Consider the following 14,934-nt stretch of genomic DNA (forward strand, 5'->3'; position numbering starts at 1 on the left):
CTTAAAAAATATCAAGCTATAATTATAAAAACAAAATAGGGTGATGATATGTTTTTTAAGAAAAAAACCGCGCAAAAGCAAGTAAAACAAAACAATATTTCAAAACAAGATAATACTTTAAATAATGACTTTGCACAAGAAAAAAGACTTTACGAATTTAGAGAAAATATGAAAAAACTTAGCAAAAATGAAAATAGTGCTAAACTTTTAGCAAAACAACTTTCAAGATTAATTCAAAAATCCAAATAAAATCAAAAACTCCACACAAGTTAAACTTTTGTATTAATTTCTTTTTTTTACTCATCATTTTAACTTTTTTAGTCTATAAAAATATTTTAACTTAAACTTAATATATATGTAAAATTATATGATAAATAGTAAAATATTGAAATTATATATATTTTGTATTGAAAACTATAATTTTCAAACTTTTATATTTATCTGTTTATACATAAGTAAAATATATTAAAAATACCTATAATATAGTATTTTAAAGCATTTTATTTTTTGGATGAAAATAATTTATCCATAAAAAAATAAGTATAATTTTTTGAAAAATATTATAAGTTATTTTATGCAGCTATAAAAGACTAAAGATGTATATTTTTCATTTCAACTAAATTTTAGTTTATATTTTTGCTTAAATAAATTTGAAGTTTAAAAATGTAGATTAGTTATTTTCTTGACTTTTAGGATAATCAAAAAACACAACTTCCCCGCTGTGTTCTTTTATATCTTTAAATTCTTTTATATCAAATTGCATACATAAAATAGCAGAAGTTGGAAAGTTTTCTAAATCTATATGAGCTAGATACTCACAAAGTTCTTGCAATAAAGGATTGTGCATAATTAGCACTACCCTACTCTCTTTTGATTCTTTTATAAAATTTAACACATCCTTTAAATTACCATCATAAAAGCTTTTTTCTATCTTGATATCTTTTTCTTTTAAAGAAAAGCTTTTACAGAGTTTTTGTGCTGTTTTTATACAACGCTTAGCAGGACTTGAGATAATGCTTTGGGCTTTAAATTCTAAATCCTTAATCCTATAAATCATAGTTTTTAAATCATCTTTTCCACTAGAACTAAGTTCTCGTTGTAAATCTTGATCGTAATTTTCTTTTTGAGCTTTAGCATGACGAATAAAATAGATATATTTCATCTTATAACCTTAAATTTACCCAAAGCATATCCACATATAAAGCCAAAAATATGTGCATACCAAGCTATATTAACACCCATAAAAATAGGCACAAAACTCATTAATAATATAGCCACGATAAGTCCTTTGGTGGCGGTTTTATCCAAATATGCATAATACCCCATTAAAACACATATAGCACCACTTGCACCCACTACATTTACAAAACTGCCATCAAAACTTAAATACACATAAAAAGCACTAAGCAAAGAGCAAAGAATTCCACCGATTAAATAAAGCAGAGCAAATTTAAAACTTTTTAAGTATTTTTCAAGCATAGAACCAAATTGAAAAAGCACTATCATATTTAAAATCAAATGAGGCCAATTTCCATGCATAAATATTGAGCTTAAAATTTGCCAATAAAATCCTTGAAAAAAAAATAAATTTAAACCCAAAATAGTATCTAAATTTAAAGAACCAAAATAAAGATAATTTACAAAAATAAATACAATAACATTAAAAGCGATTAAAAATGAAGCTACCATTGCCCTACTTTGTATTTTTGATAATTATAACAAAAAGCTATTTAAATTCTAGCTTACACATAAAATTCACATTAATAAGATACAATATCGTCAAAAATATAATAAGGTTAAAAATGAAAAAACTAGCTTTAGCTTTTTTGATTAGTTTAAATACTCTTAATGCTGGTATAGTCATAGCACCTGATTCTTTGCCGGTAAATATCAAACAATTTATTAAAGATTACTTTAATGCAGAGATTGGTCTAGTAGAACAAGATGGATATTCTTACGAAATTTATTTAAGTGATGGAAGTGAAATTGAGTTTTCACTCAATGGAGAATTTAAAGAAGCTGAAAATTTCAGATCTTTAAATTATGCTATTTTGCCTTTAGCAATACAAAATACCATTAAAAATACCTATCCAAATGCAGCGATTATTGAAATAGAAAGAAAAATTTCATATTACAAAATAGAACTTAATAATCAAATGAAACTTTATATTGATGATAATGGGACTATTTTAAGACAAAAATTTGACGATTAAAATTGTTTAAGATCAAGTAAGCAAGTTTTAAATTTTCTTCTAAAAGGCTTTAACCCTTATCAAAACTTATAAAAATTTCAATTGCTCCGGTAGAATAAGGAGCTTTATCATAGGCTCCGTATTGATTTTCTCACCTTAAATATTGCTTTTATTTTGTTTGGACAAAATCATAATTAGTACTACTCTTTGTCAAATTAGATAAACAAATATCAAATTTTTCCTAAGCTAAAATTTTTTAAATATTTACTCCTCTTGCACTCTTACTATCAGGCTTTTTGGTAGCTTAAAATATTCAATCCATTCTTGTTCTTTTTGTCTCATTTGTCCTTGATCTACCTCATGATCATATCCTTGTAAATGAAGCATAGCATGTATAAAAAGTAATGCCATCTCTTCTTCATTACTGTGTTTATACTCCATTGCTTTTTTACTTACTTCATCTAAATTTATCACAATACTGCCAAGTAAATTTTCACAATTTTGTATCAAAGGAAAAGATAACACATCTGTAGTTTTATCTATACCTCTTTGACTAAAATTAATCTCACGCATAACTCTTTCATCTACCAAAACAAGCTCTATATTTTGATCGCTCATTTTCTGTGCTATTTTTTCAAGAAAAGAAATATCCATTTCTTCTTCACAAAAAATCATTATTATCCTTTTGATTTTATAATTTCAAAATTATATCAAAATTAAGGAAAAGCATGAAAAAAGCTCTTTGTATTATAAGTGGTGGTATGGATAGTACTTTATGTGCATATTTAGCTAAAAAAGAAGGATATGAGATCATTGCTTTACATTTTGACTATAACCAACGCACCATGCTTAAAGAAAGGGAATGTTTTAATAAAATTTGTGAAAAACTTAACATAAAAACAAAATATATTTTAGATGTGTCATTTATAGCAAATATTGGAGGAAACTCACTAACAGATTTAAATTTAGAAATTCCCAAAGAAAAACTACATGAAAAAGAAGTCCCAAACACCTATGTTCCTTTTAGAAATGGTATTTTTTTATCTATCGCAGGTGCTATAGCTGAAAAGGAAAATTGTGAAAGTATTTTTATAGGAGTGGTACAAGAAGATAGCAGTGGTTATCCTGATTGTAGTGCGAAATTTATACAAAAAGCTAATGAATTTATCAATGAAGGTACAACAAAAACTTGCAAAGTACAAATAAAAACCCCATTAGTTCATCTAAGTAAAGGACAAATAGTTGAATTAGCCCTAAAAGAAAAGGTAGCCTTAGAATATACTTGGTCTTGCTATGAAAGAGAAGATAAAGCTTGTGGTAAATGTGATAGTTGTTTATTAAGACTAAAAGGCTTTAAAGAGGCTAATGTAAAAGATTTTATAGAATATGTTTGAAAATTTACTTTCATTTTATTTTAGTTTGTATAATTTGCTTTTTTAAACATTAAGGAGAAAACATGAAAAAAATATTATTTGGTTCATTTTTAGCTGCTTCGATTTTGGCAAGTAGTGCTTTGAGTAAAGAATTTAGCTTAGATAAAGCACACACAAATGTAGCTTTTAAAATCAAACATTTACAAATTAGCAATGTAAATGGAAATTTTAAAGATTATGATGCAGTAATTGATTTTGATAGTGCTAAATTTGAATTTAACAAACTTCAAGCAAATATAAAAGTTGCTTCTATAAACACAGAAAATAAAGCAAGAGATACGCATTTACAACAAGATGATTTTTTTAAAGCAAAAACTCATCCAAACATTACTTTTACTATGAGTAAATATGAAAAAATCTCTAATGAAAAAGGTAAAATGTATGGCTCATTAAGTATTGCTGGAGTAAGCAAAGATGTTGTTTTAGATACTGAAATTGGCGGTGTTATTAAAACAGATAGTGGCAAAGAAAAAGCAGGTTTTACTCTACAAGGACAAATTAAAAGAAGTGATTTCAAATTTGCTCCTGATACTTCTAGTTTAACACTTAGCGATGAAGTACAAATTAGCATCGAAGCAGAAATCAACGAAAAATAATATTATAAAAGCATTTTACTTTTTGTAAAATGCTTTTGATTTTTATTTAGCTACCCAACCTTCTTTTTTCCAAATTTTTTGAGCTTCTTTACTTTGTGTAAATTTGATGAATTCAGCTACTTTTGGATTTTTTAAACCTTTTTGCGTTGGAACTATTTCAGCCGCTCTGTAAATGATTGAATTTTTATCCGCTAAAATAAATTTATTTTCTTTCTCTCCAACTGCTTTAATCCAATGTGTCCAAATGATTAAAGCATCGATTTTTTGATTATTTTTCCACTCATCAACCGCTGCTTTTGAATTTTTAGCATATACTTTAATGTTTTTTCTTAATTTTTCTAGGTTTTCAATTTTTCCTGTTTTTAAAGCCATATCCTCATATAAGCCAACCTGCCCTGCTCCATCAACCACCATAACATTAACACCATCTTTTAAAAGATCTTCAAATTTTTTAATTTTTTTTGGATTATTTGCTCTTACAATCATACCCGAGCCTCTAGCATTTAAAACCTGAACATCTTGTATTTTGATTTGTTTTGGCATTGCTTTAACAAAACCATCCATCATAGAAGTATTACCTGAATAAATAATATCAGCATCTGTTTTTGCTTTTTTTATCCATTTAGGTGTTGGTCCTGCATTAATAATAACTTTTTCTCCATGTTTTTCTTCAAATTGCTTAGCAAGCTCTTTCAAAACAGGAGCAGGACCACCTGGACCATAAACTAAAATTTCAGCATTTAATGCAGCTGCAGCAAATAAACTTAAAAATAAAAATTTTTTCATATTTTTTTCCTTAAATTAATAAAATAAAATCGTAAATATATCTTTTTAAAGTTGATATTTTTTTAATCAAATAAACTAATTTTTTTCTCTTGTGCTAAAAAATATTCCAAAAACTCTTCTTCGCTTTCTTTGATTAGGCAATATTTAAAATCAAAAAAATTCTTTAATTCACTCAAATTTATATAAGAAAAATCACAAAATAATGAATTTTTTAATGCTATTTTGAAATCTTTAACGCCTTGGAGTTTTTGGCATATAAATTCAAAATCTTTTTCATTTTCCACAAGTAAAATTACTCTAGAACTTCCACCAAAAGCACAAATTTCATTTTTTGAGTTTAAAAAATATGCCTTAAAAAGATCTAACTTTTTTTCATTAAAATTAAAAGATAGATTTTGCTTTTCAGTAAAATCAATAAATCTAGCAAAAATATCTGCATAAAAAAATGCAAATTTTAAATCTTTAAAATACAAATTTTTACAAAGCAAACTCGTTTGAAATAAAGATTTAGAGCCTAAAATTTCGTATTTACATGCTTTTAAAGTATGAAAATTTGATTTAAGTTTTAAAATAAATTTTTCATCATCAGAGCAAAAGAAAGTTTTTTCTTTTGAATTTTTTAAAAGATCAAAATCTAATAAAATATTTGAGTTTAAGACTTTAAAATTAAATGCCTTTGCAAATTTTAATTCTACATGATTGCAATATATAAATTCATAAGATTTTTCTTCACTTAAAAATCTAAAAAGTCTAAAAATAGTTGCTTCTAAATCATCAACTTGAAGATAAAACACATCTTTATCTTCAAGTTTTAATCTTTCCTCACTTACTATAACATAAGCACCAAGTTTTATAGCAAAGCTTGCTTGTTCATTATTTTTAGCAAAAAAAACACTTGCTTGTTTGACTTTGTTTAAATCTATACTAAAATCATAAATACTAGAAGTTGCTCCATAATTTAAAACTCGAGCATTAATAAGTTCGATAAAGTTAGAAATATTCATCTAGCCTATTAAAGCTCCATTTTCGATAAAGCCTTGTGGGCTTATCAAAACTAATTTTTCATCTTTTTGAGCACTTAAAATCATACCTTGGCTTTCATGACCAAAAATTTTAGCTTTTTTTAGATTTGTAATTACACAAACTTGCTTGCCTATTAACTCACTAGCTTTATAAAATTTAGCAATACCTGAAAGCACTTGTCTTAGTTCGCCATTTTCAAGTTCAAGTTGAAATTTTAAAAGCTTTTCACTGCCTTCTATATTCTGACAATCTTTTACTAATGCTACTTTGATTTCGATTTTTTTAAAATCATCTATTTTAATTTGAGCTAAATTTGGCTTCTCTTCTAATTTTTCTTCTTTTTTGTTTTCTTGGGTTAATTCAACTTTTGGAAACAAAGCTTCACATGCACTTGATTTTAAATCACATAATTGATTATTTAAAATTAGTTTTTGATAATTTTCGTTTGATATTTCAAAATTTAAAGCCTTTGCAATTTTTGATGCTGTCTTTGGCATAGCAGCTGAAAGTAAAATAGTTGCTTTTGTTAAAATATTAGCACATAAAGCCACTAAAGCATTAGCTTTTTGCGTTTGATTATTTTTAATCAAATTCCAAGGCTCATATTTACTAATACTTAAATTTGCTAAAGATAAAGCCTTGAAAAGTTCCTCTAAATAGCGATTTGGCTGGATATTTTCCAAAGCATTGATTGCATTATCTAAATACTCTTTGCATTCATTTAATTCTTGATTAAAATACAAATTCACATCTTTACACTCAATAATATTTTGAGAATACTTAGCACTCATACCGATAATTCTATTTAATAAATTTCCAAGCTCATTGCTTAATTCTGCATTGATTCTAGTGACTAATGCTTTTTGCGAAAAATCTCCATCATTACCAAAAGGAACTTCTCTGAGTAAAAAATATCTAAAAGCTTCTAAACCAAAAGTATCTGCTACTTCTTTAGGCGCTACTACATTGCCTTTAGATTTGCTCATTTTTTCACCATCTTTAGTCCACCAACCATGTGTTGCTATAAATTTAGGTAAAGGAAGTTCTAAACTCATCAAAAACGCAGGCCAATACACTGCATGAAAACGCAAAATATCTTTGCCTACAAAGTGTATATGAGCAGGCCAAAGATCCATATTTTCATCATCAAGTCCATAGCCCAAAGCACTCACATAATTCATCAAAGCATCAAGCCAAACATACACCACATGTTTTTCATCATTTAGTTCTTTTGGAAGCTTTATACCCCATTCAAAACTCGTTCTTGTAATGGAAAGATCTTTTAAGCCACCTTCTACAAAATAAATCAACTCATTAGCCTTATTTTTAGGTAAAATCGGCTCTTTTTCTTTGTACCATTTAAGAATTTGATCTTGATATTTAGAAAGCTTGAAAAAATAACTTTCTTCTTTTAAAAGCTGTGTTTTCTTACCACAATCTGGACAATGACACTCATTTACAAGCTGAGTTTGGGTAAAATAACTCTCACAAGAAACACAATAAAAGCCTTCATAAGTGCCTTTGTAAATATCACCTTTATCAAACATTTTTTTAAATGCTTTTTGAACGCTTAATTTGTGATTTTCATCCGTAGTTCTAATGAAATAATCATAAGAAATTTCAAACTCATCCCAAAGTTTTTTAAACTTAGCACTAATTTCATCTGCATATTCTTTAGGGGTAAAATTTCTAACGCTAGCAGCTTGCTCTATTTTTTGACCATGTTCATCTGTGCCTGTTAAAAAGAATGTTTTTTCTCCCTGTAAGCGATAAAATCTAGCCAAAGTATCTGCTATAATCGTAGTGTAAGCATGACCAATATGAGCCACATCATTTACATAATATATCGGGGTAGTAATATAACGCATTTTCAACCTTTATTAAAAATCAAATCCACCTTCTTTACCTTTAGACATACTCTTATAAACTGCTTCTATATACTCTTTTCTTAAAGAACACTCAAAAATCATAGAGCAAGGTAAACAAGATTTTATTTTTTTTTCGTTTTGACAAGCTTGAAGTTCATTTTTTTTAACTTCTAAAGCCAACTCAAATTCATCTTTAACTTCAGCCATTAAAAACCTTTATAAGCTTGTTTTAGTTTTTCAATTTCATATTTAGAACCTAAAAAGCATGGCGTACTTGCATGAATTTTTTCAAATTCTAAATCAAGTAAAGAATTATTTTCTCCATTGGTAGAAAATCCTCCTGCTTTTTCAAAAATAAAAGCAAAAGGAAGCACCTCAAAATATGCTCTTAATTTTCCATTTGGTGCATCGCTTGTTGCAGGATATGAAAACAACCCTCCACCTTTGAGTAAAATTTGGTGCAAATCACTCACCATAGCACCAGAATATCTCAAGCGATAACCCTCATCAAATAAAGCTTTTATAAAGGCTCTATGAGTATTTGACCAATTTTTTTGTGTCCCACCGCTTGCATTTAATTTGCCTTTTTCATTTAATTTTAAATCCTTAACAAAAACAAATTCATCTTTTTCATTTAATCTATAAAGCTTAGGAGTGTCTATACACACTATAAGCTCTAAACGCACGCCATAAATAGCATAAATTGCTGCTTTTAGATTTTTTGCATTAGCCTTTTGCTCATAAATAGCAAAAATAGAACCTATAGCAAAATTCACATCTACTAAAGAAGAACCATCTAAAGGATCATAAGCAACAACATATTTCTCATTTTCATTGATTAGCAATTGCTCTTGTTTTTCCTCGCTAATTAAGCTTTTTAAACCTTTGCTTTGCTTTAAAATTCTAGTGATAATCTCATCGCTTTTCACATCAAGTTTTAATTGATTATCTCCTGTGGCATTTTGAGAAGTGGTATAATCAAAATCTTTTAAATATCTAAGTTCTTTTGAAATTTCAATCACTGCTTTTTGTATATCGTCAATTAATTCTTGCATATTTTACCTCTATACTTTTTTTGAATTTTTTAATATAAAATCACAAATACTTTCCAAATCATCCAAATAAAGCCAAGTTAAATTTTTATTTTCAATTTTCTCATAGCTTGCAATAGCCTTAGAATAAGCAAAATAGCTCTCATCTACTTCTTTACAAAAAACGCTAATTCTTGGCATATCTAAGGTTTTTAAGCCCTCTATAAATAAAAAATCAAATTCTCCTAGTTTAGAAATAGCTTCATCTAAAGTACTTGGAGAATGTGTAAATAAAGTTGTCCTTGTAGGACTTAAAACCATTACATCAGCACCACTTTGAAAAAATTTAAAACTATCTTTTTTTGCTATATCAAAGCTTGCCTTATCTTTTGGATCATGTTTTATAATGCATACTTTATAATTTTGTTCCATAAAATACTTAGCAACTTGAGTAATCAAAGTCGTTTTACCTGAATTGGAAGGCCCGCTAAAAGCCATTGCTAATCTTTTCATAACTTCCTTAAATCAAATAAAATAAATGAAATTATATCTTTTTAAAAGTTAAAAGCTTATAATTATAAAAAAATTAGGAACAAAAATATGAAAAAAGTTTATATGATTATTTTTTTAACACTTATTTTTACCGCATGCTCTAATAAAACCCAAGAGCAAAGTGAAATTAATTTAAAAAGTCAAACTCTAATGTATGCACAAAAAATTAATTTTAATTATAAAGATAATAGAGTAGTTGCTTTATTGAGCTATTTAAACCCTGTATTAGATGAAAAAAGTCAAAAAGAAGTTTTTGTACTTAGTTTTTTGCCAAATATCAACATCAAGCAAGAGCAAATTTCAATACTCATAGATGGAGAAAAAACTAATATAAAAACCTTAGATCAAAATGATAAATTATTTAAATATATCATTAAGAGTGATTATGCAAGTTATTACAAAATCACTCTTAATGAATTAGTGCAAAAACCTATTTTAAAACTTGATTTGTGTTTTGAGAATCAGTGTTTTGAGCTAAAGTTTCAAAAAATTTCGAAATCGGTGTATTATCGTTCAGAAGATGCAAATAAACAACATAATTAGCTAAAACTTTCTTAGCATATACCCTGCTTTCTGCATAAGGAACAAGCTCCATTGATAAAAATGGCTCATATTTTCCCGCTCTAAACATATCTTCTCTTTTGAGCATTCTAGTGGTAAATCCTATACCTCCATTATAAGCATAAGCCACAAAAACCGGGGAATTAAGTTTAGATTCTAAATAATCTAAATGATGATTTGCAAAAGTATAAGCTGTTTTTGGTTCAAAAAGTATGTCTTGATCAAAATTTGGAATTTGCAGTTCTTTATTGCCTATATGATTAGCTAAAAATGGGATAAATTGCATAATACCCAAAGCATAAGAAGTTGAAATGGCTGTTGGTATAAAACGACTTTCTTGTCTAGCTAAAGCTAAAATCATAGCTTTTCTTTGCGTGGAATAATCTTTTAAATATTCAAAATAAGGCATAATAAAATAATGTTTTTTAAAACCTTCGGCCCTTTCTTTAATATAGGCATAAATAGCGATATTTTCCTTGGTATAAAAATCTTTTGCAAGTTTTTCTAGCTCATTAGGAGTGCCTTTTGCAATTTCTTTTGCGAGCTTTTGCCAAGCAAAAGGATCTTTCATATCAAAATCATTTTTTTGTTTTTTTGGCTTTAATTCTTCTATTTTAGGTAAAGGCAAGCCTTTTAACTCTCTTGCATAAAGACTATAAATATTTAAAGAATCACTTTGAGCAAGCTCATCAATGTATTTTTTATCTTGAGTGATCAAATATAGCCAAAAATTTGCATTATCTACTAAAGGTTTGCTTTTAAAAGTATCTTTTGCTACTTGAAAAAATTCCAATGCTTTTTTATCGTCATTTTCTAAAATAGCATTTACACCTAGATAAAAAGCATTATCTTGAAAAGTTAAATTTGCATCTACATTGACTAGAGATTTTCTTATCAATGGACTTTTTTTCTTAATGATAATTTCTTTTACAAAATTTGTAAATTCTTTTTCTTTAGCTAATTCATTTACAAAATCTTTTTCTAAGAAAAAATCTTTTTTATCTTTTAAGAAATTATAGATTTTATAAAAATTAGCACTATCATAATTTAAAACCGCATAACTTAGAGGATCTTTAGCATCAAAGGCTTCTAAAAGTTTTGTTAAATTTGGATTATCCTGTGGGATATTTTTTTTCATCTCATTACGCACTGAAGCATTAAGATCTTGTATAAAAGTTAAACTATTTAATCTTATAAGCTGACAAGTAGCATTAGCATCTAAGATATTTTGCGTATTAAATTTATAACAAGCTTCATATTCTTTATTATACCCCAAAGGCGGAATAATGGCTTCAATGGCATTTTTAATACGCCCTGCATAACGATAAATATGTTCTTTTAAACCTTCAACTTCTTCTTTTTTAAATTCATTTTTTTCTAATAAACGATATAAATAATAATCCTTAGCTAAAGAATTTGGTCTTTGCTCTAATTCTTTATAAGAATACATTGCACTATTTGCAAAAACCACTCCAGCTAAAAGTAACACTACACTTTTTTTCAACACTTATAAACTTCCTAAAATTAAATTTGATAAAAATATTTGGATAAATTTTAATCCTAAAATAATAATCAAAGGTGCTAAATCAATACTCCCTATAGTAGTAGGAATAAACCTTCTTACAAAAGCATAAGCAGGATTAGTTAAACGATATAAAATTTGCACTATAGGATTATATGGATCAGGCCTTACCCAAGAAATCAATGCGGCAATGATTATAATCCATACATAAATTTCAATAACTAAAGAAAAAATTTGCACCAAAGATACAATCAAACTTGTTCCAACTCCCATTTTACTCCTTTATAATTTCTTTAACAAAAGGCTTGATTAGAGTATAAATTTCACTCATTTCAGGTCCATGAGTAACCCCTGTTAACACCAAACGCAAAGGCATAAAGAAATTTTTACCTTTTAAATTTGTTTTTTCCATCAAAATCTTTTTAAACTCATCATATTCTTGAGGTAAATCTAAATCTTTTAAAACTTCTTTAATCAACTTACATTCTTTTTCAAATTCATTATAATTTTTAACTGCAAAAATTGCTTGTATTTTTTCTCTTATCTCATTTAGCGTGCTAGCTTCTTGAGTATAAAATTTTGCAAGCTCAGCTACATCTTTGCCTAAATTTAATAAAGAATTTAATTTATCATTATCAAGCATTTTTATATGCTCACGGTTAATTTGCATTAAACGCTTAGTATCAAATCTTGCAGGAGATTTTGAAACTTTTTTCAAATCAAACCATTCTATGGCTTCTTCTAAAGTAAAAATCTCTTTTGGAGTTTTATTACCTAAAAGTATTAAATAATTTGCAATAGCACTTGCTAAATATCCATTATCAAGCATCCATTTTACACTAGAATGAGCCTCTCTTTTGCTCATTTTAACACCTTCTTCATTTAAAATGATAGGCAAATGTGCATAAGTCATGCTTTTATCATAACCCAAACTTGCTCTAATATGTTCTTGCTTAGGAGTATTTGAAACATGATCTTCGCCCCTTATAATACAAGTAACACCTTCTAGCATATCATCAACCGCACAAGCAAAATTATAAGTTGGGGTTTTATCAGCCCTCATAATCACAAAACTATCAATATCTTCAGGATTAAAACCAATCTTACCTTTAATATAGTCTATAAATTTCATTTGCGATTGAGGTTTTTTAAGACGGATTATGAAAGGTTTTTCACAATTTAATACATCAATATCTGCAAGTTTTTCACAAGTACCATCGTATCTATATGCTTGATTTTTACTTTTAGCTAGTTCTTTTTTATGAGCTAATTCATCCTCAGTACAAAAACAAGCAAAAGCTTTTTTTTCACTTACTAGCTTTAAAGCCATTTGACGATGAAATTTCAAATTCTCACTTTGTACATAATAATGCTGCCAAGTTATACCAAATTCTTTCAAAATAGCTTTTATTTCTTCTTCTTTTCCAGCTATATTTCTAGCATTATCCGTATCTTCAATACGCAAAATAAAATCAGAATTTTCTTGTCTTGCTTTAATATAATTAAATAAAGCTGCTCTTAAATTTCCAATATGCATATCTCCAGTAGGCGATGGTGCAAACCTATACATTATTTATCCTTTTAAAAAACTTTTTTACCATTATACAATTAAATACTTGCTATTTCTTTTAAGTTCACACAAAATTCACTCAATAGCAATATGATTTCATAAATAATTCAACATAAAGGATAAAAAATGAAATTAAAAATAGCTTTAGCAACATTAGTTACTGCAGGTTTTGTTTTTGCACAAGATATGATTGTAGGAGTTAATGCTTTACCAGCAAATTCTAAAAATTTCATACAAAAACATTTTACAGGTTCAAACATTGCTTTAGTTAAACAAGATATTGATAGCTTTGATGTTTATTTAGACAATGGAACTGAGCTTGAGTTTTTTATCAATGGAGATTGGAAAGAAATCGATGCAAAATACAGACCAATTGATACTTCTTTTTTAAGTCCAAATGTTTTAGCAACGATTAAAAAAATGCACCCAAATGCAAGTATAATTAAAGTTGAAAAAGAAATTCAAGGTTATAAATTCAAACTTAATAATATGATGGAAATTTATACTGATGTAAATGGAAATTTCTTGGGACAAAAATTTGATGATTAGAATTTAAGCTAAGCTTTTTTGCTTAGCTTTTATAAGAATTTAGAGCAAGCTCTTGTATATTATAATTAGCAACTCTCTTGTAAGTAAAGCCTTTTTTCTCTAAAAAATCAAGTAAAATTTTCTCCATTTTTTCTAAAGCATTTAAGACTTCTTTTGAAAGTTCAAAACTCAATGGCTCTATACGCTTTGGCACGCAAGCTAAAATTTGAGTTTTAGGTAAATCTCCCATAAGTTCCATGTATTGTAAAGTTTGAAGCATTTCAACCTCATGCGCACTACCACTCCAATTAACTTTTTTTGGCATTGCATCATAAGGAAAGAAAAAAATATCTCCAATCTTAGCATCATCTGCTGCAATACAATCAATCACAATCATTTCATCATATTCGGCTATAATATAGCTAAGTTGTAAAGCCAAAGTTCCACCATCTACAAAACTCACCGAGTCTTTTTCATGATAAAACTTATAATTTTTTTCTAAAAGTTTGCAAAGATGAACGCCTAAGCCCTCATCTGCAAACATAATATTACCAATACCTAAAACTAGAAGTTTCAACGATTTTCTCTTACAAATTTATAACCGCTAAAGATAGCATCTAAAGCACCATCTTTACCTTTAACTGAGTTAAATACAGCCATATAAATATGCACTGGAACAAAAATCAACACAACCCACATTAAAATTCTATGATAGGTTCTAACATCAGCCAATCCACCTAACATTACCTCAATAGGTCTTAAAATATTATATAAAAATCCACCCAAGCCTTCATGATATACATGCATATAAAGGATTAATCCTGTCAAAATAAGCCCAAACATAACAAGATAAAAGAAAAGGTAAGTTACAAATTGTAAAGGATTGTATACACCTTGTAAATGCGGGTGCTTTCCTAGGAAAATGTAAAATTTAATTTGCTCTATCCATAATTTTACATTAAAAATATCTTTTATACTCTTTCTCTCACCATCACTTTTTGAATCAAAAAAGAACAAATATGTTTTAAAAATTACACAAGCTATTAAGATAAAACCAAAAATTTGGTGCACCATGCGGTATTTTGCCTGCATAAATAAAGTCGGTTCAGATGAAATAGAAGGAGCTTGAAATACATAAGAAATATAATATCCAGTTCCCACTAAAATCACGATTGCAACCGCTCTTAACCAATGTGTAAAACGAAGACCGATACTAAATTCGTATTCAGCCTTTCTGTTTGATTTTAAGGAATGTTTAGAATCCATACTAAA

20 protein-coding genes are annotated in these 14,934 nt (G+C 27.6%); 6 read left to right on the forward strand and 14 right to left on the reverse strand.

Features of this window, described 5'->3' with window-relative positions; genetic code table 11:
- The first annotated feature begins 48 nt into the window (after positions 1 to 48).
- Positions 49 to 249, forward strand: a complete 201-nt coding sequence (locus tag CAMP5063_RS03430) for a molybdenum cofactor biosynthesis protein (RefSeq protein WP_133318915.1) — start codon at positions 49 to 51, stop codon at positions 247 to 249.
- A gap of 421 nt (positions 250 to 670) precedes the next feature.
- On the opposite strand, the gene CAMP5063_RS03435 is transcribed toward CAMP5063_RS03430, so the two are convergent.
- The gene (locus CAMP5063_RS03435; protein ID WP_133318916.1) at positions 671 to 1,162 is read right to left on the reverse strand and encodes a SixA phosphatase family protein; all 492 of its coding nucleotides are present in this window, start codon (positions 1,160 to 1,162) and stop codon (positions 671 to 673) included.
- Positions 1,159 to 1,689: a rhomboid family intramembrane serine protease gene (locus CAMP5063_RS03440; protein ID WP_133318917.1), complete on the reverse strand. Its 531-nt coding sequence runs from the start codon at positions 1,687 to 1,689 to the stop codon at positions 1,159 to 1,161. Before CAMP5063_RS03440 ends, CAMP5063_RS03435 begins: the two co-directional genes overlap by 4 nt.
- Positions 1,690 to 1,802: 113 nt before the next feature.
- Here CAMP5063_RS03440 and CAMP5063_RS03445 point away from each other — a divergent pair, with 113 nt between their 5' ends.
- Complete coding sequence (locus tag CAMP5063_RS03445) at positions 1,803 to 2,213, forward strand: PepSY-like domain-containing protein (protein ID WP_133318918.1); 411 nt, start codon at positions 1,803 to 1,805, stop codon at positions 2,211 to 2,213.
- A gap of 243 nt (positions 2,214 to 2,456) precedes the next feature.
- Here CAMP5063_RS03445 and ybeY read toward each other — a convergent pair whose 3' ends face one another.
- Positions 2,457 to 2,867 carry an rRNA maturation RNase YbeY gene (ybeY, locus tag CAMP5063_RS03450; RefSeq protein ID WP_220566256.1) on the reverse strand — a complete coding sequence of 137 codons (411 nt, stop codon included), beginning with the start codon at positions 2,865 to 2,867 and terminating at the stop codon, positions 2,457 to 2,459.
- Between the two features lie 53 nt (positions 2,868 to 2,920).
- Between ybeY and queC the strand changes: the two genes are divergently transcribed.
- Complete coding sequence (queC, locus tag CAMP5063_RS03455; protein ID WP_263659687.1) at positions 2,921 to 3,586, forward strand: 7-cyano-7-deazaguanine synthase QueC; 666 nt, start codon at positions 2,921 to 2,923, stop codon at positions 3,584 to 3,586.
- A 62-nt stretch (positions 3,587 to 3,648) separates the two neighbouring features.
- Positions 3,649 to 4,221 carry a YceI family protein gene (locus tag CAMP5063_RS03460; protein ID WP_337194827.1) on the forward strand — a complete coding sequence of 191 codons (573 nt, stop codon included), beginning with the start codon at positions 3,649 to 3,651 and terminating at the stop codon, positions 4,219 to 4,221.
- A 42-nt stretch (positions 4,222 to 4,263) separates the two neighbouring features.
- Here CAMP5063_RS03460 and CAMP5063_RS03465 read toward each other — a convergent pair whose 3' ends face one another.
- From CAMP5063_RS03465 to mobB, 6 genes are all read right to left on the reverse strand, one after another.
- The gene (locus CAMP5063_RS03465) at positions 4,264 to 5,007 is read right to left on the reverse strand and encodes a substrate-binding domain-containing protein (protein WP_263661339.1); all 744 of its coding nucleotides are present in this window, start codon (positions 5,005 to 5,007) and stop codon (positions 4,264 to 4,266) included.
- 62 nt (positions 5,008 to 5,069) lie between these two features.
- Positions 5,070 to 6,011 (reverse strand): hypothetical protein, encoded by a 942-nt coding sequence (locus CAMP5063_RS03470; RefSeq protein ID WP_337194828.1) that lies wholly within the window; start codon positions 6,009 to 6,011, stop codon positions 5,070 to 5,072.
- Entirely contained in the window at positions 6,012 to 7,898 is a 1,887-nt protein-coding gene (gene metG / locus CAMP5063_RS03475; protein WP_337194829.1) for a methionine--tRNA ligase, read from the reverse strand. It abuts the gene before it with no gap.
- 12 nt (positions 7,899 to 7,910) lie between these two features.
- Positions 7,911 to 8,105: a hypothetical protein gene (locus CAMP5063_RS03480; protein ID WP_133318925.1), complete on the reverse strand. Its 195-nt coding sequence runs from the start codon at positions 8,103 to 8,105 to the stop codon at positions 7,911 to 7,913.
- Positions 8,105 to 8,953, reverse strand: coding sequence for a class 1 fructose-bisphosphatase (locus CAMP5063_RS03485; RefSeq protein WP_337194830.1), 849 nt, complete (start codon positions 8,951 to 8,953; stop codon positions 8,105 to 8,107). Before CAMP5063_RS03485 ends, CAMP5063_RS03480 begins: the two co-directional genes overlap by 1 nt.
- A gap of 9 nt (positions 8,954 to 8,962) precedes the next feature.
- On the reverse strand, positions 8,963 to 9,442 hold the full coding sequence (gene mobB, locus CAMP5063_RS03490; protein ID WP_220566249.1) for a molybdopterin-guanine dinucleotide biosynthesis protein B: 480 nt from the start codon (positions 9,440 to 9,442) through the stop codon (positions 8,963 to 8,965).
- A gap of 87 nt (positions 9,443 to 9,529) precedes the next feature.
- Here mobB and CAMP5063_RS03495 point away from each other — a divergent pair, with 87 nt between their 5' ends.
- The gene (locus CAMP5063_RS03495; RefSeq protein WP_133318928.1) at positions 9,530 to 10,024 is read left to right on the forward strand and encodes a hypothetical protein; all 495 of its coding nucleotides are present in this window, start codon (positions 9,530 to 9,532) and stop codon (positions 10,022 to 10,024) included.
- On the opposite strand, the gene CAMP5063_RS03500 is transcribed toward CAMP5063_RS03495, so the two are convergent.
- The 3 genes from CAMP5063_RS03500 to gltX are packed head-to-tail and all read right to left on the reverse strand — an operon-like array spanning position 9,912 to position 13,134.
- A complete protein-coding gene (locus tag CAMP5063_RS03500; protein ID WP_337194831.1) occupies positions 9,912 to 11,549 on the reverse strand; it encodes a lytic transglycosylase domain-containing protein in 1,638 nt (545 codons plus the stop codon). The genes CAMP5063_RS03495 and CAMP5063_RS03500 overlap by 113 nt on opposite strands.
- Entirely contained in the window at positions 11,550 to 11,837 is a 288-nt protein-coding gene (locus CAMP5063_RS03505) for a YggT family protein (RefSeq protein ID WP_012661430.1), read from the reverse strand.
- A 1-nt stretch (position 11,838) separates the two neighbouring features.
- Positions 11,839 to 13,134: a glutamate--tRNA ligase gene (gltX, locus tag CAMP5063_RS03510; protein ID WP_337194832.1), complete on the reverse strand. Its 1,296-nt coding sequence runs from the start codon at positions 13,132 to 13,134 to the stop codon at positions 11,839 to 11,841.
- A gap of 126 nt (positions 13,135 to 13,260) precedes the next feature.
- On the opposite strand from gltX, the gene CAMP5063_RS03515 reads away from it, so the two are divergent.
- The gene (locus CAMP5063_RS03515) at positions 13,261 to 13,683 is read left to right on the forward strand and encodes a PepSY-like domain-containing protein (RefSeq protein WP_133318931.1); all 423 of its coding nucleotides are present in this window, start codon (positions 13,261 to 13,263) and stop codon (positions 13,681 to 13,683) included.
- A 22-nt stretch (positions 13,684 to 13,705) separates the two neighbouring features.
- Here the strand turns inward: CAMP5063_RS03515 and CAMP5063_RS03520 are convergent, their stop codons facing one another.
- Together CAMP5063_RS03520 and cybH are read right to left on the reverse strand one after the other, a co-directional pair.
- Positions 13,706 to 14,239 carry a HyaD/HybD family hydrogenase maturation endopeptidase gene (locus tag CAMP5063_RS03520; RefSeq protein ID WP_220566245.1) on the reverse strand — a complete coding sequence of 178 codons (534 nt, stop codon included), beginning with the start codon at positions 14,237 to 14,239 and terminating at the stop codon, positions 13,706 to 13,708.
- Positions 14,236 to 14,928 carry a Ni/Fe-hydrogenase, b-type cytochrome subunit gene (gene cybH / locus CAMP5063_RS03525; protein ID WP_133318933.1) on the reverse strand — a complete coding sequence of 231 codons (693 nt, stop codon included), beginning with the start codon at positions 14,926 to 14,928 and terminating at the stop codon, positions 14,236 to 14,238. Before cybH ends, CAMP5063_RS03520 begins: the two co-directional genes overlap by 4 nt.
- Positions 14,929 to 14,934: the final 6 nt, after the last annotated feature.

The organism is Campylobacter sp. RM5063 (assembly GCF_024723655.1).
In the GTDB taxonomy this organism is placed as follows: domain Bacteria; phylum Campylobacterota; class Campylobacteria; order Campylobacterales; family Campylobacteraceae; genus Campylobacter_D; species Campylobacter_D lari_D.